General features: G+C 74.0%; 21 protein-coding genes. 11 read left to right on the top strand and 10 right to left on the bottom strand.

Annotated elements, in window-relative coordinates; genetic code table 11:
• Positions 1–114 precede the first annotated feature (114 nt).
• Together ABT369_RS48355 and ABT369_RS48350 are read right to left on the bottom strand one after the other, a co-directional pair.
• Positions 115–948 (bottom strand): NAD-dependent epimerase/dehydratase family protein, encoded by an 834-nt coding sequence (locus ABT369_RS48355; protein ID WP_350623738.1) that lies wholly within the window; start codon positions 946–948, stop codon positions 115–117.
• Positions 945–2,243: an enolase C-terminal domain-like protein gene (locus ABT369_RS48350; protein ID WP_350623736.1), complete on the bottom strand. Its 1,299-nt coding sequence runs from the start codon at positions 2,241–2,243 to the stop codon at positions 945–947. The genes ABT369_RS48355 and ABT369_RS48350 overlap by 4 nt, the downstream gene beginning before the upstream one ends.
• A 60-nt stretch (positions 2,244–2,303) precedes the next feature.
• On the opposite strand from ABT369_RS48350, the gene ABT369_RS48345 reads away from it, so the two are divergent.
• Positions 2,304–2,798 (top strand): DUF4240 domain-containing protein, encoded by a 495-nt coding sequence (locus ABT369_RS48345; RefSeq protein WP_350623734.1) that lies wholly within the window; start codon positions 2,304–2,306, stop codon positions 2,796–2,798.
• Between the two features lie 9 nt (positions 2,799–2,807).
• On the opposite strand, the gene ABT369_RS48340 is transcribed toward ABT369_RS48345, so the two are convergent.
• From ABT369_RS48340 to ABT369_RS48325, 4 genes are read right to left on the bottom strand one after another with little or no spacing between them, the layout of a single operon-like run.
• Positions 2,808–4,157 carry an FAD-dependent oxidoreductase gene (locus ABT369_RS48340; RefSeq protein WP_350623732.1) on the bottom strand — a complete coding sequence of 450 codons (1,350 nt, stop codon included), beginning with the start codon at positions 4,155–4,157 and terminating at the stop codon, positions 2,808–2,810.
• 7 nt (positions 4,158–4,164) lie between these two features.
• Positions 4,165–4,977, bottom strand: a complete 813-nt coding sequence (locus ABT369_RS48335) for a carbohydrate ABC transporter permease (RefSeq protein ID WP_350623729.1) — start codon at positions 4,975–4,977, stop codon at positions 4,165–4,167.
• A gap of 22 nt (positions 4,978–4,999) precedes the next feature.
• Positions 5,000–5,914 carry a carbohydrate ABC transporter permease gene (locus ABT369_RS48330; RefSeq protein ID WP_350623727.1) on the bottom strand — a complete coding sequence of 305 codons (915 nt, stop codon included), beginning with the start codon at positions 5,912–5,914 and terminating at the stop codon, positions 5,000–5,002.
• 11 nt (positions 5,915–5,925) lie between these two features.
• Positions 5,926–7,293 (bottom strand): ABC transporter substrate-binding protein, encoded by a 1,368-nt coding sequence (locus tag ABT369_RS48325; protein WP_350623724.1) that lies wholly within the window; start codon positions 7,291–7,293, stop codon positions 5,926–5,928.
• Between the two features lie 208 nt (positions 7,294–7,501).
• Between ABT369_RS48325 and ABT369_RS48320 the strand changes: the two genes are divergently transcribed.
• Genes ABT369_RS48320 through ABT369_RS48300 form a run of 5 tightly spaced genes read left to right on the top strand, consistent with a single transcriptional unit; the run spans position 7,502 to position 12,473 of the window.
• Complete coding sequence (locus tag ABT369_RS48320) at positions 7,502–8,404, top strand: dihydrodipicolinate synthase family protein (protein WP_350623721.1); 903 nt, start codon at positions 7,502–7,504, stop codon at positions 8,402–8,404.
• A 35-nt stretch (positions 8,405–8,439) separates the two neighbouring features.
• The gene (locus tag ABT369_RS48315) at positions 8,440–9,441 is read left to right on the top strand and encodes a LacI family DNA-binding transcriptional regulator (protein WP_350623717.1); all 1,002 of its coding nucleotides are present in this window, start codon (positions 8,440–8,442) and stop codon (positions 9,439–9,441) included.
• Between the two features lie 16 nt (positions 9,442–9,457).
• On the top strand, positions 9,458–10,450 hold the full coding sequence (locus ABT369_RS48310; RefSeq protein WP_350623714.1) for a dihydroxyacetone kinase subunit DhaK: 993 nt from the start codon (positions 9,458–9,460) through the stop codon (positions 10,448–10,450).
• 14 nt (positions 10,451–10,464) lie between these two features.
• Positions 10,465–11,010: a DAK2 domain-containing protein gene (locus ABT369_RS48305; protein ID WP_350623712.1), complete on the top strand. Its 546-nt coding sequence runs from the start codon at positions 10,465–10,467 to the stop codon at positions 11,008–11,010.
• The gene (locus tag ABT369_RS48300) at positions 11,007–12,473 is read left to right on the top strand and encodes an aldehyde dehydrogenase (NADP(+)) (protein ID WP_350623710.1); all 1,467 of its coding nucleotides are present in this window, start codon (positions 11,007–11,009) and stop codon (positions 12,471–12,473) included. Before ABT369_RS48305 ends, ABT369_RS48300 begins: the two co-directional genes overlap by 4 nt.
• A 102-nt stretch (positions 12,474–12,575) precedes the next feature.
• Here the strand turns inward: ABT369_RS48300 and ABT369_RS48295 are convergent, their stop codons facing one another.
• A complete protein-coding gene (locus tag ABT369_RS48295; RefSeq protein WP_350623707.1) occupies positions 12,576–13,076 on the bottom strand; it encodes a GNAT family N-acetyltransferase in 501 nt (166 codons plus the stop codon).
• Between the two features lie 35 nt (positions 13,077–13,111).
• Here ABT369_RS48295 and ABT369_RS48290 point away from each other — a divergent pair, with 35 nt between their 5' ends.
• Complete coding sequence (locus ABT369_RS48290; protein ID WP_350623705.1) at positions 13,112–13,621, top strand: YfbM family protein; 510 nt, start codon at positions 13,112–13,114, stop codon at positions 13,619–13,621.
• Positions 13,622–13,627: 6 nt separating this feature from the next.
• Here the strand turns inward: ABT369_RS48290 and ABT369_RS48285 are convergent, their stop codons facing one another.
• On the bottom strand, positions 13,628–14,293 hold the full coding sequence (locus tag ABT369_RS48285; protein ID WP_350623702.1) for a response regulator: 666 nt from the start codon (positions 14,291–14,293) through the stop codon (positions 13,628–13,630).
• Positions 14,290–15,453: a sensor histidine kinase gene (locus tag ABT369_RS48280; RefSeq protein ID WP_350623699.1), complete on the bottom strand. Its 1,164-nt coding sequence runs from the start codon at positions 15,451–15,453 to the stop codon at positions 14,290–14,292. The genes ABT369_RS48285 and ABT369_RS48280 overlap by 4 nt, the downstream gene beginning before the upstream one ends.
• 147 nt (positions 15,454–15,600) lie before the next feature.
• Here ABT369_RS48280 and ABT369_RS48275 point away from each other — a divergent pair, with 147 nt between their 5' ends.
• Complete coding sequence (locus tag ABT369_RS48275) at positions 15,601–16,101, top strand: hypothetical protein (protein ID WP_350623697.1); 501 nt, start codon at positions 15,601–15,603, stop codon at positions 16,099–16,101.
• On the top strand, positions 16,098–16,811 hold the full coding sequence (locus tag ABT369_RS48270; protein ID WP_350623695.1) for a CPBP family intramembrane glutamic endopeptidase: 714 nt from the start codon (positions 16,098–16,100) through the stop codon (positions 16,809–16,811). Before ABT369_RS48275 ends, ABT369_RS48270 begins: the two co-directional genes overlap by 4 nt.
• Here ABT369_RS48270 and ABT369_RS48265 read toward each other — a convergent pair.
• Entirely contained in the window at positions 16,795–17,766 is a 972-nt protein-coding gene (locus ABT369_RS48265; RefSeq protein WP_350623693.1) for an NADP-dependent oxidoreductase, read from the bottom strand. The two genes, ABT369_RS48270 and ABT369_RS48265, sit on opposite strands and share 17 nt — an antisense overlap.
• On the opposite strand from ABT369_RS48265, the gene ABT369_RS48260 reads away from it, so the two are divergent.
• Positions 17,765–18,088, top strand: a complete 324-nt coding sequence (locus ABT369_RS48260; RefSeq protein WP_502891921.1) for a MarR family winged helix-turn-helix transcriptional regulator — start codon at positions 17,765–17,767, stop codon at positions 18,086–18,088. The two genes, ABT369_RS48265 and ABT369_RS48260, sit on opposite strands and share 2 nt — an antisense overlap.
• Entirely contained in the window at positions 18,085–18,942 is an 858-nt protein-coding gene (locus tag ABT369_RS48255) for a dioxygenase family protein (protein WP_350623689.1), read from the top strand. Before ABT369_RS48260 ends, ABT369_RS48255 begins: the two co-directional genes overlap by 4 nt.
• Positions 18,943–19,004: the final 62 nt, after the last annotated feature.

The following is a 19,004-nucleotide window of genomic DNA, read 5'->3' as shown; positions in this document are numbered from 1 at the left end:
GCGGCGGTCGTGTGGCGGCGGCGGTCGTGTGGCGGCGGCGGTCGTGTGGCGGCGGCGGTCGTGTGGCGGCGGCGGTCGTGTGGCGGCGGCGGTCGTGTGGCGGCGGCGGTCGCGTCACAGCGAGCGCGTCGCGCGAAAGCCCAGGAGCCGCTCGATGGCCCCGGTGGAGATCGGAGTCGCGGTGCCGGGTATCGAGGCGCGCAGCTCGGTCTGTGGATGGTAGCGCGCGATGAGGTCCATTGTGGACAGATCCGACATGGTGCGAGGTGCGGCCAGTAGCAGTGGGTGGAAGCCGGTCACCGGGCGCGTCAGGGCCAGCCACACCGCCTCGGCGGCGTCGTCCACGTGCAGGTACGACCAGGAGTCCGCGGCCATCGTCGACGGGTCGCGATCGCACGTCGAGGCGGTGGTGCGCAGCCGGTCCCAGTCGGCCGTGAACGGGAAGCGCAGGGCCACGATGTCCAGGCCGTGGCGGCGGTGCATCATCGCGGCCGTCGCCTCGTCGGCGTGCTTCGACAGTGAGTATGCGTCCTCGATCTGCAACGGGGTCCGCTCGTCGATCGGGTAGTAGGCCGGGTGCAGCTCGCGCTCGGCGAAGCGCAGGCCCAGGATCGAGTAGCTGGACGCGATCACCGCGCGGCGCACGCCCGCCCGGGCGCACTCCTCCAGGACGTTGAACGTGGCGCGGGTGTTGCCGGCGAAGACGTCGAGCGGGGGGTCGTTCAGCGGGCTCGGAATGGCGGCCAGGTGGACCACCGCGTCGACGCCGGCGCCGATGGCCGCACGGACCGTGGCGGGGTCGCCGGCGTCGCCCGTGACCGAGTGCTCCACTGTGGACGGTGCGGGCTCGGCCAGTACCAAGGCATGGGTCTGCACCTGCTCGGCCGCGAGCCGGGCGCAGACGGCGCGGCCGATGTTGCCGCCCGCGCCGGTCACCAGAACCCTCACGGGGCCTCCAGCGCGCCGTCGGGGCGGCGCACCACGGCCGCCCAGCGGTCGAACAGGAACTTGGTCGGCGGGAACTGCGCCGCCTTGCGCTCGTCGAGGTCGACGCCCCAGCCCGGCTCGTCCGACGGCTGCATGTAGCCGCTCACGACGTCCGGGCAGCCGGGGAAGACCTCGTGGGTGGCCTCGTTGTACTCGTGCGACTCCTGGAACCCGAACGCCGGGCTGGAGACGTCGACCGCGAGGTTGGCCGCGACCCCGACCGGCGAGACGTCGGCGGGGGAGTGGAACGCGGTCCGCACGCCGCACAGCTCGGCGAGGGCGGCGAGCTTGCGGGTCGGGGTCAGGCCGCCGATCGCCGACGTGTGCAGGCGGATCAGGTCGACGCCGCCGTCGCGGATCAGCCGCGCCGCGTCCGGCACCGAGCCGACCTGCTCGCCGACGGCCAGCGGCACCGGGGACGCCGCCCGCACCTCCGGCAGCCGGTCGTAGTGCTCCGGCGGGATCACGTCCTCCAGGAACGACAGCCCGAAGGGCTCCAGCGCCCGCGCCAGCACGACCGCCTGCTTCGGGGTGAGCCGGCTGTGCACGTCGTGCATGAGGTTGATCTGGAAGCCGAGGCGCTCGCGGGCGGCCGCGAACAGCGACGGGGTCCCGCGCAGATACCGCTCCGGGTCCCAGCCGTCCGGGTTCGGCGAGCCCGGATAGTGCCCGCCGGTGCCGGGCGCCCCGTAGCTGCCCAGCCCGGGCTCGGCGCGCTGGATGCGGATGCAGCGGTAGCCCTGGGCGATGAGCCGCTCGGCCTCGTCCAGGACCTCCCCGGTCGTGTCGCCCGACGCGTGCGTGTAGACCTCCACGCCGCCGCGGACCCGGCCGCCGAGCAGCTCGTAGACGGGCACCCCGGCGCGCTTGCCGGCGATGTCCCACAACGCCTGGTCCAGCCCCGAGAGGGCGTTGTTCAGCACCGGGCCGTTGCGCCAGTACGACGAGAAGTGCACCGTCCGCGTGATGTCCTCGATGTCGGCCGGGTGCCGCCCGATCGCGAGCGGCCCCACGTGCTCGGCTACGGCCGCGGCGACGGCGGCGTAGCGCTGGGTGAAGGTGGCGCAGCCGAGCCCGTAGAGCCCGGGCTCGCTGGTCTCCACCTTCACCACCACGAGCGGCAGCCCCTCGGGCGCGGTGACGATCGGCCGGACGGCGGTGATGCGCAGCCGGTCGCGGGCCGGCCACGGCGGGCGCGCCTCGGGCAGTCCACCGTGTTCGTCGAGCAGGGCGTTGGGATCGTGTGCGGCGCTCACCCGCCCAGTCTAGGAGAGCCGCTCCTCCACCAGGTATGCGAACGGGCTACCGTTGCCGCTGTGGAGATCCAGAGGTTCTGGGAGCTGATCGAGGGCGGGGCGGACCTTTCCGAGCTGCCGCCCGACGAGATTGTGGCCTTCGCGCGGCGATACTCGCAGGTGCTCGACGCCGCCTACCTCGGGCCGCTCTGGGCCGCCGCGTACCTCATCGAGGGCGGGTGCGGCGACGACGGCTTCCGGGACTTCCGGGCCGGGCTGATGCTGCAGGGCCGGGCCGCCTTCGAGGCCGCGTGCGCCGATCCCGACTCGCTGGCCGACCTGCCGATCGTGCGGGAGATGGCGGCCGGCTCCGGCTGGCTCGGCTACGAGGCGCTGCACTACGCCGCCCGCAACGCCTACCGCGCCCGCACCGGCGACGTGGACGCGTTCGACGCCGCGCTCGCCGCCGGGCGGCCGACCGGGCCGGCGGGGCCGGCCCGGGGCGAGCGCTGGGATGTCGAGGACGAGGCCGAGAACGAGCGGCGCCTGCCCCGCCTCGCTGCCCTGTTCCAGTAGCCCGCGGCCTCAGCGGCCGCGCGCGCCGATCACACCCCGCGCGCGCAGGGCCGCCTGGAGCTTGCCCACGTCCACCGCGTGCGCGTCGAAGCCGCCGAGGGCGGCCAGGGCCGCCGCCGTCCCGGCCGCCTCGCCCGTCGTGAAGCAGGTGGCGGTGATGCGGGCCGATCCGTTGGCCTCGTGGGTGGTCGAGATGCAGCGGCCGCCGGCCAGGAGGTTGGTCAGGTTCTGGGCGACGAGGGTGCCGAACGGAATGTCGTACGCGGCCGGCAGCCCGTCGGTGTGCGAGAGCCCGGGCGCGTCGGCGTCGTGCACGTCGATCGGGAACGCGGCAATGCCGACGGCGGTGTCGTCGCGGCGGGCGCCGAGCACGTCGTCCTGGGTGAGCGTGCGCCGGCCGAGCACGCGCCGGGACTCGCGGACTCCGACGCGGTCGGCGACGGCGGCGAGGTACGCGTTCGCGCCCCCGGGCACGTAGCGGCGGAACCAGTCCACGGTCTCCAGGACCTGCCGGGCCAGGACGGTGTACCCCGACACCGTGCGGGTCACGTTGAGCACGGCCTCGCCCCGGGTCGGCCAGCCGGCCAGGTGCAGCTCGGTGCGCCGCCACGACAGCCGGCCGTCGGCGTGGCCGGCGGCGAGCAGCGCGCCGAGGCCCCACAGGTTCACGTGGTCGTCGTCGGCCGCCCCGACGTGGCCGCCGGGGCGGAAGTCGTCCGGGTGGGTCCGGGCGTAGTCCAGCAGCGGGCCGAAGTCGACGCCGCCGAGCTTCAGCATCAGCGAGACCGGCTGGGTGCGGCCCGGGCGGTCGGTCTGCATCGCGGCGCCGGCGAGCGCGAAGACGACGGCGTCGCCGGAGCAGTCCACGACGAGGGCCGGGCGGATGACGCTGCCGCCGACGCCGGCCGTCTCGACGCGGACCTCGGTCACCGCCGAGCCCTCCGTGGACACCCCGGTGACGGCCGTGTTGAGCATCAGGCGCGCGCCGGACTCGTGCAGCAGCACCGCCTCGGCCATCGCCAGCTCGGCGTGGTTGACCGGGGTGCGGGTCGCGGTGTAGCCGACGTCGTCCGGGATGTGCCCGGGCGAGCCGCCGTAGCGCTGCAGCAGCGCGACGATCCGCTGCCCGACGCCGCCGGTGACCTGGTTGCCGGCGGCGTCGTGGAAGCCGGCGCTGTGCTCGAGCAGCTGCCACGCGAGCGTCCCGCCGACGTGGCCGGTCGCCTCGACGAGCAGGGTGTCGGCGCCCGACTCGGCGGCCGCGACCGCCGCGGCGACGCCGGCCGATCCGGCGCCGACGACGAGCACCTGCGGGGTGACCGCCGGTTCGGGAGTGAGGTCGGTGGAGGTGGGGCTCACGGGAGGCTCAGCCTTTCACGCTGCCGGCCGTCAGGCCCTTCTCGTAGTAGCGCTGCAGTACGAAGAAGAGGACGACGACGGGGATGGTCACGAGGGTGCTCAGCGCCATGATGGCGCCCCAGCGGATGTCGAAGGAGGTCACGAGCCCGGCCATGCCGACCGGCGCGGTGACGGTGTCGCCCTGGGCGATGACGCTGGCGAGCAGGAACTCGTCCCAGGACAGGATGAAGGCGAACATGGCGGTCGTGGCCAGGCCGGTGCGCAGCAGCGGCAGCGTGACGCGCACGAAGGCGCCGAAGTAGCCCAGGCCGTCGACCCACGCGGCCTCCTCGAGCTCGCGCGGTACCGCCTCCACGAAGCTCTTCATGAGCCAGGTCGTGAGCGGCAGCGTGATCGTCAGGTGCGCGATGACGATGCCGAGCAGCGAGCCGGCCAGGCCGAGCGAGGCGAGCACCAGGTAGAGCGGGACGAGCAGCAGGATCGCCGGGAAGAGGTACGAGATGCCCAGGCAGGCCAGCAGCACCCGCCGCCCCGGGAAGGTGAAGCGGGTGACCGAGTATCCGGCCGCCGTGCCGAGGGCGAGCGAGACGAGGGTCGTCACGACCGCGACCACGAAGCTGTTGGCGAACCAGCGCAGCGCGCCGGAGCCGAACACCTCGTCGTACCAGGCGCCGGTGACCGCGGTCGGTACGACCGACGGGTGGCTCTGGAAGAGCTGGTCGGCCGGGCGTACCGAGCTCACGACCATCCAGAGGATCGGCCCGACGGCGAAGAAGACGATGAGGGCGAGCGCGACGACCCGGCCGGCGATCCCGGCCACGGCCGCCTTCGTCCGCCGCCGCTCAGGCCGCGCGACGGACCCGGACCCGGTGGAGGATCCAGCCGACGAGCCCGACGAAGCCGAGGAAGAGCCCGGCAAGGGATGCGATCGCTGCTGCGTAACCGACGCGGAACTCACCCATGACCACCTTGTAGATGTATGTCGACAGGACTTCGGAGGACCCGGCCGGGCCGCCGCGGGTCAGCAGCCACACCAGCTCGAAGTACATGAGGGTCCAGATGCCGCGCAGTGCCAGCAGCGACAGCGCGGCGGAGCGCAGGTTGGGCAGGGTCACGTGCACGAACTCGCGCCACGGACCGGCGCCGTCGACTCGCGCCGCCTCGTACTGCGCCTTGTCGATGCTCTGCATGCGCGCCCAGAACACGAGCATCGCGAACGGGAAGCCGCGCCAGATGTTGACCAGCACGACGGTGGCGAGCGAGGTGCTCTCCTGCCCCAGCGGGTTGGCGCCCGGGTCGAGCGCGCCCCAGGTCTGCAGGCTGGTGCTGATGATGCCGTAGTGCCCGTCGAGCATCCACTGCCACACCAGGGCGCTGGCGATGACCGGCACCACGTACGGGATGAGCAGCAGCTGGCGAATCCAGCGCATGCCGGGCCAGTCGGCGTCGATGAGCAGTGCGGCGGCGAGCCCGAGCCCGAGCTGGCCGGCGAGCGACAGCACCGTCCACACCAGGGTGTGGCCGATGGTCGACCAGAGGGTCCGGTCGGCGAACACGTCGCCGAAGTTGCCCAGGCCCACGAACGACGCGTCGCCGGTGAGCAGATCGATCGAGAACAGCGAGGTGCGGAAGCTCTCGAAGATGGGGTACGCCAGGATGACCGCGAACAGCAGAGCAGCGGGCAGGGCGAAGGCGATGCCTGCCCGCTGCTGCCGTCCGGTCAGCCCGCGCGTGAGGATCGCGGGAGTGGAGGCCATGGTTCCGCCGTTCAGTTCACTTTGGCGAGACGCTTCATCTCGGTGTTGATCTTGTCGAAGGCCTGCTCGGCGGTCAGGCTCCCGGCCGCCGCGGCCTGCAGGTTGTCGCCGACGAACGTGGTCGCCTCGATCTGGCCGGCCAGCGGGTTCAGGCCGGCCTCCATGCCGTAGCGGTACCACTCCGGCAGCGAGTCGTCACGGATCGTCTGGATCTGCGACGACAGCTTCTGCACCGTCGGGTTGCCGGTGAAGACCGGCGAGGCCGCGGCGCTGGTGGTCGCCGGCAGGGCGAACACGGGCCGGGTGTTGACCCGGGCGGCCTGCAGGTCGGCCGCCATCATGCAGGTGACCAGGGTCTTGGCGGCCTTCTGGCGGCGCTCGTTGCTCTTGCCGACCATGTAGAAGTAGCCGCCGCCGATCGAGCCCTGGGGCTTGACGTCGGCCGCCGGGCCGGGCAGCTGGAACACCCCGATGTTGTCGAGCATCCCCGGGTTCTGCTCGTTGGCCATGCCCACGACGGCGCCGAAGTCGAGCGTCATCGCGGACTTGCCCTGCACGAACGCGGTGCGGAAGTCGGTCCAGGTCCAGGTCCGCGACTCCGGCGGGGACGCGGCCTTGTAGAGGTCGAGCATGAACTGGGTGGCGGCGACGGCCTTGGGCTTGTCGCGGTCCAGCGCGTACTCGCCGGTCTTGGGGTCGAACGTGTGCACGCCGTTGGCGTAGAGGAACTGGTAGTACGTCTGCGGCGCCACGAGCGCGGCGGCCATCGGCACCGTGAAGCCCCGCACGCCGCCGGCCGGGTTGTCGAGCTGCTTCGCGGCGGCGAGCAGCTCGGGCCAGCTCTTGGGCACCGCGATGCCCTTGGCGGCGAAGAGGTCCTTGCGGTAGTACACCTCCTGGTGCAGCGCCCAGTCCGGCACCGCCCAGGTCTTGCCGTCCTTGCTCACCGCATGCAGGAACGAGCCGACGAAGTCGCTGCGGCCGTGCTCGTCGACCACGTCGTCGACCGGGACGATGTAGTCACCGGCCTGGGCCGCGGCCACGCCGCCCTCGATGGTGTTCATGACGTCCGGCCCGTTGCCGGCCCGGAACGCCGTGACCATCTTCGGGTACATGCTGTCGAACGGCACCGCCTCGAACGCGACGGAGACGTCCTGCTGCTTGGCGACGCACTGGTCCGCCTGCTGCTTGATGACGTCCGCCTGCGCCTTGACGGTCAGGTTGGTCCAGAACGTGAGCTTGATCGGACCGCCGTTGTCGGCCGCCGAACCGCCCGGGCTCTTTGCGGACGGTGGAGAACAGGCAGAGGTCAGTGCGAGAGCGCCGGCGACGGCGGCGGCCGTCAGGGTGTGCCGCGCTCTCGGAGGGCGTCGAAACATGTCATGTCCTCGCTGTTGCCGGTTGATTGCCACCCCGTGTTATCGGTTACACCGTGACGTCCGGTCATCCTCATGTCAAGGCCTCGAACCGAAACACTGCTGCTCACGACTTCGAAATCTGCCGTTGACACGACGGTTCCGATGGGCAACAGTGTTCGCAGATGTAACCGGTGACATGATCGTCGAGGCACGGAAAGGCCGCCATCACATGACCCTGGCAACGAAGACCACCTTCAAGGGCGTCATCCCGCCGCTCGTGACCCCGTTCGACGCCGACGAGAACATCGACGTCGAGGCGCTGCGCGCGGAGGTCCGATACCACCTCGCCGCCGGCGTGCAGGGCATCTGCGTCACCGGTTCGACTGGTGACGGGCAGATGCTCTCCCTCGAGCAGTCCGTGACCATCGCGAAGGTCGCCGTCGAAGAGGTGGCCGGGGCGATCCCGGTCATCGCGGGCATCATCCGCGACTCCACCGCCGAGGTGATCCGCTACGGCAAGGCGATCGCCGAGACGGGCGTCGACGCGCTGCAGGTGACGCCGGTGCACTACCTCTTCCAGCCGGACGAGGACACCACCATCGAGTACTACCGGCGCATCACCGAGGCGACCGGCACGCCCGTCATCGTGTACAACGTCATCCCGTACGCGCTGATCCCCGCCACGACCGTCTACCGCATCCTGCAGGAGGTCGAGCTCGTCGTCGGCGTCAAGCAGTCGGGCGGCAACATCCACCAGCTGGCCGACCTGCTCAAGGCCGCGCCGACGGAGGGTGCGGTCCTTACCGCCGTCGACGACCTGCTCTACCCCGCCTACCTGCTCGGCGCCCAGGGCGCGGTCAGCGCCACGCTCACCGTGGTGCCCGAGCTGTGCGTGGCCCAGTGGGACGCGGTCCAGGCCGGCGACCACAAGACCGCCCTGGACATCCACAACAAGCTCCTGCCGGTGTGGCGCTCGATCGACGGCTCGAACATGACGGTCCGGATCAAGGCCGCGCTCGCCCTGCAGGGCCGCAACGGTGGCCTCGGGGCGCACCCGCTGACGCCGGTCAGCGACGCCGAACGGGCGACCATCCGCGCGGCTCTGGTGGAGGCGGGCGTTCTTCCGGTTTGATGGAAGCGCTCTCCCCGGCGAGTTGAGGAGTACGTGTGGCAGGCATTCGCGACGTGGCCAGACTGGCCGGGGTGTCGACCGCAACTGTGACGCGCGCGCTGCGCGACGAGCCGTCGGTGACCGCGGAGACCAAGGCGAAAGTCCTGGCCGCCGCGGCCCGGCTCGACTACGTGCCGAGCGCGGCGGCCCGGGCGCTGTCCCAGGGCCGCTCCAACGTGCTCGGCCTGTTCGTGCCGGACGTCGTGAACCCGTTCTACGCCTTGGTCGCGCAGGGCATGGCCGACCGCGCCGCGGATGCCCGCTACCAGCTCGTGATCGCCGGGTCCCACCTCAACCCGGAGCGCGAGCGGCAGATGGTGACGTCGCTGCACGACGGCACCTTCGCGGGCCTCGCCGCCACCACGGTGGGCACCGACGAGAGCTTCACGTCGGCGCTCACCGCGCAGCGTGGCCCGCTGGTGCTCGTCGACCGCCGCCCGCGCGGGCTGCACGCCCCGCTGGTGCGCACCGACAACCGGAAGGTCACCCGCGATGCGGTCGGCCAGTTCTTCCGGCTCGGCCACCGCAAGGTCTCGATGATCTCCGGCCCGCGCGACTTCGACACCGCCTGCCAGCGGCTCTCGGGCTTCCGGCTGGCCTACCGCGACGCCGGGCTGGCCGTGCGTGAGGACTACATCAGCCACGGCCACCTCGGCGAGGAGGGCGGCTACCGGGCCATGAACGAGCTCCTCGCGATGCCCGAGCCGCCGACCGCGGTGTTCTGCTTCAACAACCTCGTCACCGTCGGCGCGCTCAAGGCCATCCGGGCGGCCGGGCTGAAGATCCCGACCGACCTGAGCCTGCTCGCCTTCGACGACATGAGCCTCTTCCCGCTCGTCGAGCCGCCGATCACGGCGATCGCCCAGCCCGCCTACGAGATGGGCCGGGCCGCCGCGGACCTGCTGCTGCGGCGGATCGCCGGCGAGACGGACCTCGCCGACATCGTCCTGCCCGCGACGCTCGTCACCCGCGAGTCGCTGGGCCCGCCCCTGAGCTAGGAAAGCCGACCCTCACATGGCAGCACCGTTCCTCGCGTCCGCGAGCGACTACGTCGACCGGGCGCTGGGCGGCTTCGCGCGCGCCAACGCCGACGTCGTCGCCCTGCACACCGATCCCGTCTACGTCCGGGCCGTCGCGCCCGACCCGGGCCGCCGCACCGGGCTCGTCTCCGGTGGCGGCTCCGGCCACGAGCCCATGCACGCCGGGCTCGTCGGCCGCGGCATGCTCGACGCCGCGGTGCCGGGCAAGGTCTTCGCCTCCCCGCACAACCGGCAGGTGTACCAGGCCAGCCGTGCCGTCGCCGGGCCCGAGGGCGTCCTGCACATCGTCAAGAACTACACCGGCGACCGGATCAACTTCGGCATCGCGGCCGAGCGGCTGCGCCACGACGGCATCCGCGTGGAGCGGGTGCTCGTGGACGACGACATCGCGACCGACAGCGCCGACACGGCGACCGGGCGGCGCGGTACCGGCGCCACCATCCTGGTCGAGAAGCTCCTCGGGGCGGCCGCGGACACCGGGCTGGGCCTGTCCGAGCTTGCCGCGCTCGGCACCCGGGTCGTGGCCCGCTCGCGCAGCATCGCCGTCGCCGCCCAGGCGCACACCTCGCCCGCCACCGGCCGGCTCGCGTTCGAGCTGGACGAGGCGGAGGTCGAGTACGGCGTCGGCATCCACGGCGAGCGCGCCGCCTGCAGCGTCCCCCGCCCGCCGCTGGAGGAGCTCGTCGGGCGCATGGTCGAGGACCTGCTCACCAAGACCCCGGCCGGCGACCGGGCGCTGCTGCTCGTCAACGGCCTCGGCGCGACGACCGCGATCGAGCTGCACAACGTCTTCGCCATCGCGGCCGACGTCCTCGCCGAGCGCGGGGTCGGCCTCGGCGGCAGCCTCGTCGGCACCTGGACGCCCGCGCTGGACATGAAGGGGTTCTCGCTGACCCTGACGATGCTCGAGGACGACTGGCAGTCCCTGTGGGACGCGCCGGTCTGGACCGCAACGCTACGGAAGTGACTGCCCCGATGTTGATGGATACCTTTCTGCGCCTGGCCGAGCGCGAGCACGCGGCCCTGACCGCGATGGACCAGACCGCCGGCGACGGCGACTTCGGCGACAACCTGTGCGGCGCCCTGCGGCTCGTGGTCGCGCGGGTGCCCGCCGGGGCGGAGCCGCGCACCGAGCTGGCCGTCGCCGCCACCTGCTTCCTGGACGAGGTCGGCGGCACCAGCGGACCGCTGATCGGCCTGCTGCTGCAGGAGATGGCGGCCGCGCCGACCCTCGCACAGGGCCTGACCGACGGGATCGCGGCGATCCAGCGGGTGGGGGAGGCGAAGCTGGGCGACCGCACGATGCTCGACAGCCTCATCCCCGCCCGCGACCACCTCGCCGCCCACCCGGACGACGTGGCCGGCGCCGCCGCGGCGGCCGAGCGCGCCGCGGAGTCCACAAAGGACCTGCGGGCCCGGGCCGGCCGCGCGAGCTACGTCGGCGACCGCGCGCTGGGCACGCCCGACGCGGGAGCGACCGGCATGGCGCTGTTCCTCGCCGCGCTCGCCGAGGCGGGTGCCCGATGACGGAGCTGACCGGAGCGATGTTCATCGGCTTCAAACGCGTCCACGGTACCGCCGGCAGCGAGCACTCCCGCGACGCGTCCACGGGCGCGCCGATCGGGCCCGCCTACGGGATGGACGACGGCAGCGCCACGGACGCGGCCACCCGGCTCGCCGCGGACGCGTTCGACGCGTACCGGTCCCGGCCCGCCGCCGACCGCGCCGCGTTCCTGCGCGCCATCGCCGACCGGCTGGCCGAGCAGGAAGACGCGTTCGCCGAGCTGGTCGTGGCCGAGACGGCGCTGCCCGAGGCCAGGGCCCGCGGCGAGCTCGCCCGCACCACCGGCCAGCTGCGCCTCTTCGCCGCGCTGCTGGACGAGCCGGGCTGGGAGGACCGCCGGCACGTCCCCGGCTCGCCGGACCTGCACGCCCGGCGCATCCCGCTCGGCCCGGTCGCGGTCTTCGGCGCGTCGAACTTCCCGCTGGCGTTCTCCGTCGCCGGCGGCGACACGGCGTCCGCGCTCGCGGCCGGGTGCCCGGTCGTGGTGAAGGCCCACCCGGCGCACCTGCAGACCGGTGAGCTCGCCGCCGCCTGCGTGGCCGAGGCCGCCGCCGAGACGGGCATGCCCGACGGCACCTTCTCGCTCGTCTACGGCGCCGGCAACGAGATCGGCACGCGGCTCGTCGCCGCCCCGCCCATCGCCGCCGTGGGCTTCACCGGCTCCCGGTCGGGCGGCCTCGCCCTCATGGCCGTGGCGCAGGCGCGGCCGGTGCCGATTCCGGTGTACGCCGAGATGTCCAGCGTCAACCCGGTGTTCCTGCTGCCCGGGCGCCTGGCCGCCGCCCCGGCCCAGCTCGCCGAGGCGTTCGTCGCCTCGCTGACCGCCGGCGCGGGCCAGTTCTGCACGAACCCGGGCCTGCTGCTCGCCGTCGACGGACCCGGCCTGGCCGAGTTCCGCGCCGCGCTGGCCGCGCTGCTCGAGGACAAGCCACCGGCGACGATGCTCACCCCGGCCATCGGCACGGCCTACCAGTCCGCGCTGCGGGCCCGCGCCGAGCACCTGATCGCCGGCGCCGCGGACGCCTGCACGCCGGCCGTGTTCGCCGCGACGGCCGCGCGCTTCGGCCGCGACCCCCTGCTGCGCGAGGAGGTCTTCGGCGCCGCGTCCCTCCTCGTGACGTGCGCCGACGCCGACGAGCTGGTCGCCCTGGCCGAGTCGCTGGAGGGCCAGCTGACCGCGACCCTGCACGCGGAGCCGGCCGACCACCCGCTGGCCCGGCGGCTGCTGCCGGTGCTGGAGCGCCGGGCGGGCCGCATCATCTACAACGGCTGGCCGACGGGCGTGGAGGTCAACGCCGCGATGGTCCACGGCGGCCCCTTCCCGGCGACGTCGGACGGCCGCTCGACGTCGGTGGGCACGATGGCGATCGAGCGCTTCCTGCGCCCGGTCGCCTACCAGGACCTCCCGCCGGACCTGCTGCCCTGACCGATGGCGAACGCGGTCACCGTACGGCCGACGGATCGTGCGGTGACCGCGCTCACGGCGAAAGGCTCACCGGACGTTCGGCCAGTGACGGTGGGCCGGCGGTCACAGGGGGCGGCGGTAGCGCAGCTCCTCCAGCGGTACGCCGTCGAAGTCCTCGGTCTGGGTCGCGCCGTCCGGGTGCCAGCCGGCGGCCTCGTAGAAGCGGCGCGCGCGCTCGTTCGTGGCCAGGACCCACAGCACCGCCTCGGTGCAGCCCGCCGCGCGCAGGTGCTCCAGCCCCGCGGCCATCAGGGTGCGGCCGGTGCCCCGGCCCCAGGCGTCCGGGCGCACGTAGATGGCCGTGATCCGGCCCGTCGCCGGGTCGGGGTGCACGAGGGTGGAGACGAAGCCGGCCAGCACGCCGGCCTCGTCGTCCACCACGTAGACGGCGGCGGCCGGCGGGAGGTTGCTCAGCCGGTTGTGCCATTCCCGGGCGCGTTCGGCCGGGTCGAGGGCGTCGAGGCGGGCCTGGGGGATCTGGCCGCGGTACGCCTCCTGCCAGGCGTGCACGTGCAGCGCGCCGAGCGCTTCGGCGTCGGTCTCGGCCGCGGGCCTGACGGTCACGGCGTCCTATCATACGGACCCGATAATCTGACTGGATGAGCATGATCGGCAACTACCTGCGCATCACGCCGCCGGAGCTCGATCGCGCGCGCCTGGATCCCGACTGGGCGATGGAGTACGCCGACGAGCTCGAGGACGCCGAGATCGACGAGCCGGACAGCCCCGCCGGGCAGCTCGCCAAGGACCGCCTGCACCGCACCGACAAGTCGTGGGACGCGCTGCGGTGGCTCCTCGAGCGCGCCGCCTGCCCGATCGACGTTGTGCATGGCGAGGACGAGTTCACCGAGGACGACTGGGGCTACGGCCCGGCCTTCCTGCTCACCCCGGACCGCGTCGCGGAGGCCTCGGCGTTCCTGTCCGCCCTGCCGTACGACCGGCTCATCGACGGCGTGACCGGCGCCGCCCTGGACGCGGCCGACGTCTACCCGAAGGCGTGGAGCGAGCCGGACGCCCTCGACCACCTGCGCAAGTACTACGACGACCTGGTGCGGTACTTCGCCGCCGCCACGGCCACCGGTGACGCGATGGTGGTCTGGCTGAGCTGACCCGGGCTACGGCGTGACGCGCCCGGTGCGGTAGGCGTACCCGACCAGCGCCGCCCGGTCCCGGCACCCGGTCTTGGCCAGCAGGTGGTTCACGTGCGTCTTCACCGTGGCCTCGGAGACGTACAGCCGCGCCGCGATCTCCGCGTTCGAGTGCCCGCCGGCGATCTCGACCAGCACCTCGGCCTCCCGCGCGGTCAGGCGGTCGTCCGGGGCGGCCGGCTCCTCGGCGACCCCCAGCGGCGCGCCCGCGGCCAGCGCCTGCAGCAGCCGCAGCTGCACCGACGGGTCCAGCTGCGCCTGGCCGCCCGCCACCGTGGTGATCGCCTGCTGGATCTCCTCGGCCCCGGCGTCCTTGGTGAGGAAGCCGCGCGCGCCGGCCTGCAGGGCGCGGAACACCCAGTCGTCGTCGGAGTACGTGGTCAGCACCACGACCCGGGCCCGGGAGCCGTGCTCGGCCAGCCGCCGCGTCGCCTCCACGCCGTCGGTGCCCGGCATGCTCAGGTCCATCAGCACCACGTCGGGGTCGCCGGCGAGGGCCTGCCGCACGGCGTCGGCCCCGTCGACCGCGGTGCCGACGACCTCGATCCCGTCGAGCAGGCCGAGCAGCATCGCCAGCCCGTCGCGGACCACCTTCTGGTCGTCGGCGATGAGCACGCGGACGGCGCCGGTCATGTGCGGTCCTCCAGAGCTATGGGCAGCACGAGGGTTACCCGCCAGCCGTCATCGGTCGGGCCGGCGTCGAGGCGGCCGCCGCCGAGGGCCGCCCGTTCGGCGAGGCCGGCGAGGCCGTAGCCACCGGACGGCAGCCCGGCCGCGACCCGGTCCCCGCCGGCGTCGGTGACCTCCGCGGTCACCTCGGTCTCGGCCCAGGTGAGGGCGACAATGGCGGTCGCGTTGTCCCCGGCGTGCTTGCCCGCGTTGGTGAGGGCCTCCTGCACGGTGCGGTACACCGCCAGCCCGGCCTCGCTCGGCAGGGGCCGCGGCTCGCCGTGCACCCGCAGCGTCACCGGCAGCCCGCCCAGCCGCGCCTGCTCGACCAGCGCCGGCACCTGGGCCGGGCCGGGCAGCGCCTCCCCGCGCAGGGTCGCGACCGCGCGCCGCGCGTTGACCATGCCGTCACGGGCCAGGCGCTGGGCGTTGGTGACCTGGTCGGCGAGGCGCGGGTCGGCGCCGGTGCGCTCGGCCAGCAGCCGCGCCCCTTCCAGCTGCACCGCGAGCCCGGACAGGGTGTGGGCGAGCACGTCGTGCAGCTCCCGGGCGAGCCGGCCGCGTTCGGCGAGCACGGCGGCCTCCTCGCGGGCCTCGCGGGTGGCCGCCTCCTGTTCGAGCAGGGCCCGGGAGTGGTCGTGCGCCTCGCGGGAGACGCCCGCGAAGGCGGCCGCGAGGTAGAGGAACCCGGCCCCGGCGGCGAGGCTCAGCACCGCGGCGACCCCGTTGGCGGCGGTGCGCGCCTCGGCCCAGCCGGCCGCGGCGACGACGATCGCGGCCGCGGCGAGGGAGGGGCGGCGGGGGATGCCGAAGCCGAGGCCGGTCATCGCCATGTAGGCGAGCACGACCCCCGGGCCGGACGGGTGCAGCGCGTCGAGGGCCGCCCCGGCCAGCCCGGTGCCGACGAGCGCGGCGACCAGCACCGGGACCGCGGCGACGCGGCGGGACAGGCACAGGCCCCAGAGGGCCAGCCCGGTCACGGTGAGCGCGATGACGGCGGCGGATGCGGCGGTACCGTCCGGAAGCCCCGCGGCCACGGTGGCGATCGCGACCGCGGCGGCCGTCGCCCAGCCGCCGAGGAGCACCAGCCTGTGCAGTCGCGTGGCCGCCGCCGTCGGATTCATGCCCACCAGGCTAAACATCCGGCTCGGGCCCGAGGCTCAACCCACGGGTGGAGATCGGCGCGGGCCGGGATCCACTCCAGCGGCGATGGCTCGCGGCCGCCGCGCTCATAGCGTTCCGGGGCATCCGATCCCCTTGGAGGCGTCCCGATGAGCACCACCCAATATCTGCTCAACGCCGGCCTGCTGGCGTTCGTGCTGTGGTCGAACCTCGGCACCCGGGCCGTGACCCGGGCCCGGATCGCGCTGCCGCTGCTGCTGGTCGCGGTGGCGGCCTGGTTCTTCCTGCATGACCTGCCGACCCTCGGCAACGACCTGCGGCTCGAGCTCGCCGGGGCCGGGGCGGGCGCGGTGCTCGGCCTGGCCGCGGCCGCGCTGATCCGGGTCGGCCGGGACGCGGAGGGGCGCCTGGTGATGCGGGCCGGGGCCGCGTACGCGGCGCTGTGGATCGCGGTCATCGGCGGCCGGGTGCTGTTCGCGTACGGCGCCGAGCACTGGTTCCCGGCCGCGATCGGCCGCTTCTCGATGACCCACGAGATCTCCGGCGCCGCGGCCTGGACGGCCGCGTCCGTGCTGATGGCCCTCGTGATGGTCGTCGTGCGCGTCGCCGCCTCGGCCGCGCTGGCGCTGCGGGCCCGGCGGGCGGCATGACCTCGCCCCGCACGGCCGCGATCGGCCTCGGCCTGGCCGACATCGCCGTCACCACCCTGGGCGCGCTCGCGGTGGCCGCCCTGTTCCCGTCCGCCTCGGCGTGGACCGCCCGCCTGATCGTGGTCCTGGTGCTCGCCGCCGGCGTCGCCGTCCTGCTCGCGACGACCAGGGTCTGGCGCACGACCGGCCTGCGCGAGCCGCGCCTGCTGTGGCTGCCCGCGCTGCTCGCCGTGCTCCCGCTCGTGGGCGGGGTCCGTCTCCCGGGCGCCGGGCTGCTGGCGGTGCTCGTCGCCGGATACGCCGCGACCGGCTTCGTCGAGGAGGCCCTCTTCCGCGGGCTGATTCCGGGTGTACTGCGGCCGACCGGCGTCTGGCCGTCGGTCCTGCTGTCCTCATTGCTCTTCGCCGCCGCCCACCTGCCGAACATGCTCTTCGGCCAGGCGCCGGCCATCACCCTCGCCCAGGCCGTGGGCACCTTCTGCTTCGGCGTCGGCTATGCCGCCCTGCGCCTGCGCACCGGCGCGCTGTGGCCGCTGATGCTCCTGCACTTCCTGACCGACCTGTTCCTGCGCGTCGACGCGCTGCCGGCCTGGGCACACTGGACCGTCATGGTCGGCGGCGACACGGCGTTGCTGGTCTACGGCCTGTACCTGCTCCGCAACCCGCTCGTGCCGCCGCCGGCCGAGGCCGGGGTCAGTCCTCGACGGTGACGACGATCTTGCCGCGGGCCTGGCCCGACGCGATGGTGGCGAGGCCCTCCGCGGCGCGGTGCAGCGGCAGCACGGTGGCCACGTCGACGGCCAGGGTGCCGGCCGCGGCCTGCTCGGCCAGCGGGGCGGTGACCTCGCGGACCGGGCCCGCGAAGACGCCGCCGCCGGTCAGGCCGGCCGCGGCGAGGGCGTCCTCGGTCGCGGCCTGGGTCAGCGCGGCGACCTTGCCGCCCTTGCGCACGGCGGCGAATGCGGCCGCATCCGGGGTCTGCGCGGCGAGCTCGACGAGGGCGTCGACGCCGTCTGGGTACGCGGCCAGCACCTGCTCGGCGACGGAGCCGGCGGAGTAGTCGACCACGGTGGCCGCGCCGAGGCCGGTGAGCTTGCCGGCGTCGGCGGGCGTGCCGGTCGCCACCACGGTGGCCCCGCGCGCCGCGAGGAGCTGCACCGCGTAGTTGCCGACGCCGCCGGTGGCGCCGCTGACGAGCACGACCTGGCCGGGCTGGGGGTCGATCGCGTCGACGGCCGCGACCGCGGCGGCGCCGGCCAGCGGGAGGGCGGCGGCGGTGACGAAGTCGAGGCCGGCCGGCTTCGGGGTGACGGCGGCCGCGGGCAGCAGCGCGTACTCGGCCAGCGTGCCGTGCCGGACCGGCGGGGCGAGCAGGACGTGGCCGATGACCTCGTCGCCGGGCTGGACGTGCTCGACCCCGGCGCCGACCGCCTCGACCACGCCGGCGGCGTCGCGGCCGAGCACCAGCGGGTACTCGTGCGGGAACATCCCGGCCATGTAGCCGGCGGCGATGATGTTGTCGACCGCGTTCAGCCCCGCGGCCTTGACCTTGATCAGCACCTGGCCGTCGGTGACGGCCGGGGTGGGCAGGTCGGCGAGCTCGGGCTGGGCTCCGGCGCAGGTGCTGGCCGGCCTGTCGATGGCGCCCGGGCGGACGCTGCGCATGAGCGTGCTCGCCCAGTTCGCCGAGGGCACGCTGCCGCGGCTCTCGCAGGTCGTGGCCCGGCTCGAGAAGCGGGGCCTGGTCACCCGCCGGCCCGACCCGGACGACGGGCGGTACACCCTGGCCACCCTCACCGACGAGGGCTGGGCGATCGTCGTGGCGACCGCGCCCGGCCACGTCGCCGAGGTCCGCCGGCTCGTCTTCGACCCGCTCACCAAGGCCCAGCTCCGCCAGCTGCGCGCGGCCGGCGAGCGCATCGCCCGCGCCGCCGACCCCGGCGCCCCGTGTCCCGGCAGCATCTTCAGCGAAAGGTCCCCGTCATGATCCCGGCCGGTGCCTACGACCAGTTCCTCGTCGACGCGCTGGAGCAGTCCCGCGCCCATCGCGGATGGGAGCCCGCCGACGGGCCGCTGCCCGCGCTCTACCTCAGCCACGGCGCCCCGCCGCTGTTCGACGACGCCGAGTGGCTGCGGCAGCTGTTCGGCTGGGCGCGGGCGCTGCCCAAGCCGCGCGGCATCGTGATCGTTTCCGCGCACTGGGAGACCGCGCCGCTCGCGCTGTCCGCGACCGGGGCCGCCACGCCGCTCGTCTACGACTTCGGGGGTTTCCATCCGCGGTACTACGAGCTGACCTACCCCACCCCCGACGCGGCCGCGCTGGCCGATCGGGTCGCGGCTTCCATGCCGGACTCCGAGCCGGTGTTCCGCCACCCGCGCCGCGGCCTCGACCACGGCGCCTGGGTGCCGCTCATGGCCATGTATCCGCTCGCCGACGTCCCGGTGCTCCAGGTCAGCCTGCCCAGCCACGACCCGGCCCGGCTCCTGGCCATCGGCGCCCGGCTGCGGGAGCTGCGCGGCGAGGGCGTGCTCGTCATCGGCTCCGGCTTCATGACCCACGGGCTGCCGTTCATCACCCCGGCGATGTTCCGCGGCGAGGTGCCCGCCTGGTCGTCCGACTTCGACGCCTGGATCGCCGACGCACTCGCCCGCGGCGACGTCGACACGCTCGCGCAGTTCGGCCGCGCGCCGGGCATGCCGTTCGCGCACCCGACGCCGGACCACTTCATCCCGCTGTTCGTGACGCTGGGCGCCGCGGCCGACCCGGCGGCCCCGGTGACCACGACCGTCGACGGCTTCATGTTCGGCTTCTCCAAGCGCTCGTTCCAGACCGCCGGCTGACGCGCACCCCGGCAGCGGCCGAAGTACTCGCGCGCGGCCGGGGTGTTCAGCAGCACCAGCAC

Origin of the sequence: Dactylosporangium sp. NPDC000244 (assembly GCF_040300725.1) — a bacterium.
Classification (GTDB): Bacteria; Actinomycetota; Actinomycetes; order Mycobacteriales; family Micromonosporaceae; genus Dactylosporangium.
Note: the sequence above shows the minus strand (reverse complement) of the source record. Positions and strands in the feature narration are given on the sequence as shown.

What these genes read in the sequence shown, in the direction of transcription:
- ABT369_RS48310 (WP_350623714.1), top strand. Translation starts at nt 9,458, where the DNA reads ATGGCAGCACCGTTCCTCGCGTCCGCGAGCGACTACGTCGACCGGGCG.
- ABT369_RS48325 (WP_350623724.1), bottom strand. Translation starts at nt 7,293, where the DNA reads ATGTTTCGACGCCCTCCGAGAGCGCGGCACACCCTGACGGCCGCCGCC.
- ABT369_RS48320 (WP_350623721.1), top strand. Translation starts at nt 7,502, where the DNA reads ATGACCCTGGCAACGAAGACCACCTTCAAGGGCGTCATCCCGCCGCTC.
- ABT369_RS48290 (WP_350623705.1), top strand. Translation starts at nt 13,112, where the DNA reads ATGAGCATGATCGGCAACTACCTGCGCATCACGCCGCCGGAGCTCGAT.
- ABT369_RS48300 (WP_350623710.1), top strand. Translation starts at nt 11,007, where the DNA reads ATGACGGAGCTGACCGGAGCGATGTTCATCGGCTTCAAACGCGTCCAC.
- ABT369_RS48330 (WP_350623727.1), bottom strand. Translation starts at nt 5,914, where the DNA reads ATGGCCTCCACTCCCGCGATCCTCACGCGCGGGCTGACCGGACGGCAG.
- ABT369_RS48275 (WP_350623697.1), top strand. Translation starts at nt 15,601, where the DNA reads ATGAGCACCACCCAATATCTGCTCAACGCCGGCCTGCTGGCGTTCGTG.
- ABT369_RS48255 (WP_350623689.1), top strand. Translation starts at nt 18,085, where the DNA reads ATGATCCCGGCCGGTGCCTACGACCAGTTCCTCGTCGACGCGCTGGAG.
- ABT369_RS48270 (WP_350623695.1), top strand. Translation starts at nt 16,098, where the DNA reads ATGACCTCGCCCCGCACGGCCGCGATCGGCCTCGGCCTGGCCGACATC.
- ABT369_RS48285 (WP_350623702.1), bottom strand. Translation starts at nt 14,293, where the DNA reads ATGACCGGCGCCGTCCGCGTGCTCATCGCCGACGACCAGAAGGTGGTC.
- ABT369_RS48305 (WP_350623712.1), top strand. Translation starts at nt 10,465, where the DNA reads ATGGATACCTTTCTGCGCCTGGCCGAGCGCGAGCACGCGGCCCTGACC.
- ABT369_RS48265 (WP_350623693.1), bottom strand. Translation starts at nt 17,766, where the DNA reads ATGCGCAGCGTCCGCCCGGGCGCCATCGACAGGCCGGCCAGCACCTGC.
- ABT369_RS48280 (WP_350623699.1), bottom strand. Translation starts at nt 15,453, where the DNA reads ATGAATCCGACGGCGGCGGCCACGCGACTGCACAGGCTGGTGCTCCTC.
- ABT369_RS48260 (WP_502891921.1), top strand. Translation starts at nt 17,765, where the DNA reads ATGAGCGTGCTCGCCCAGTTCGCCGAGGGCACGCTGCCGCGGCTCTCG.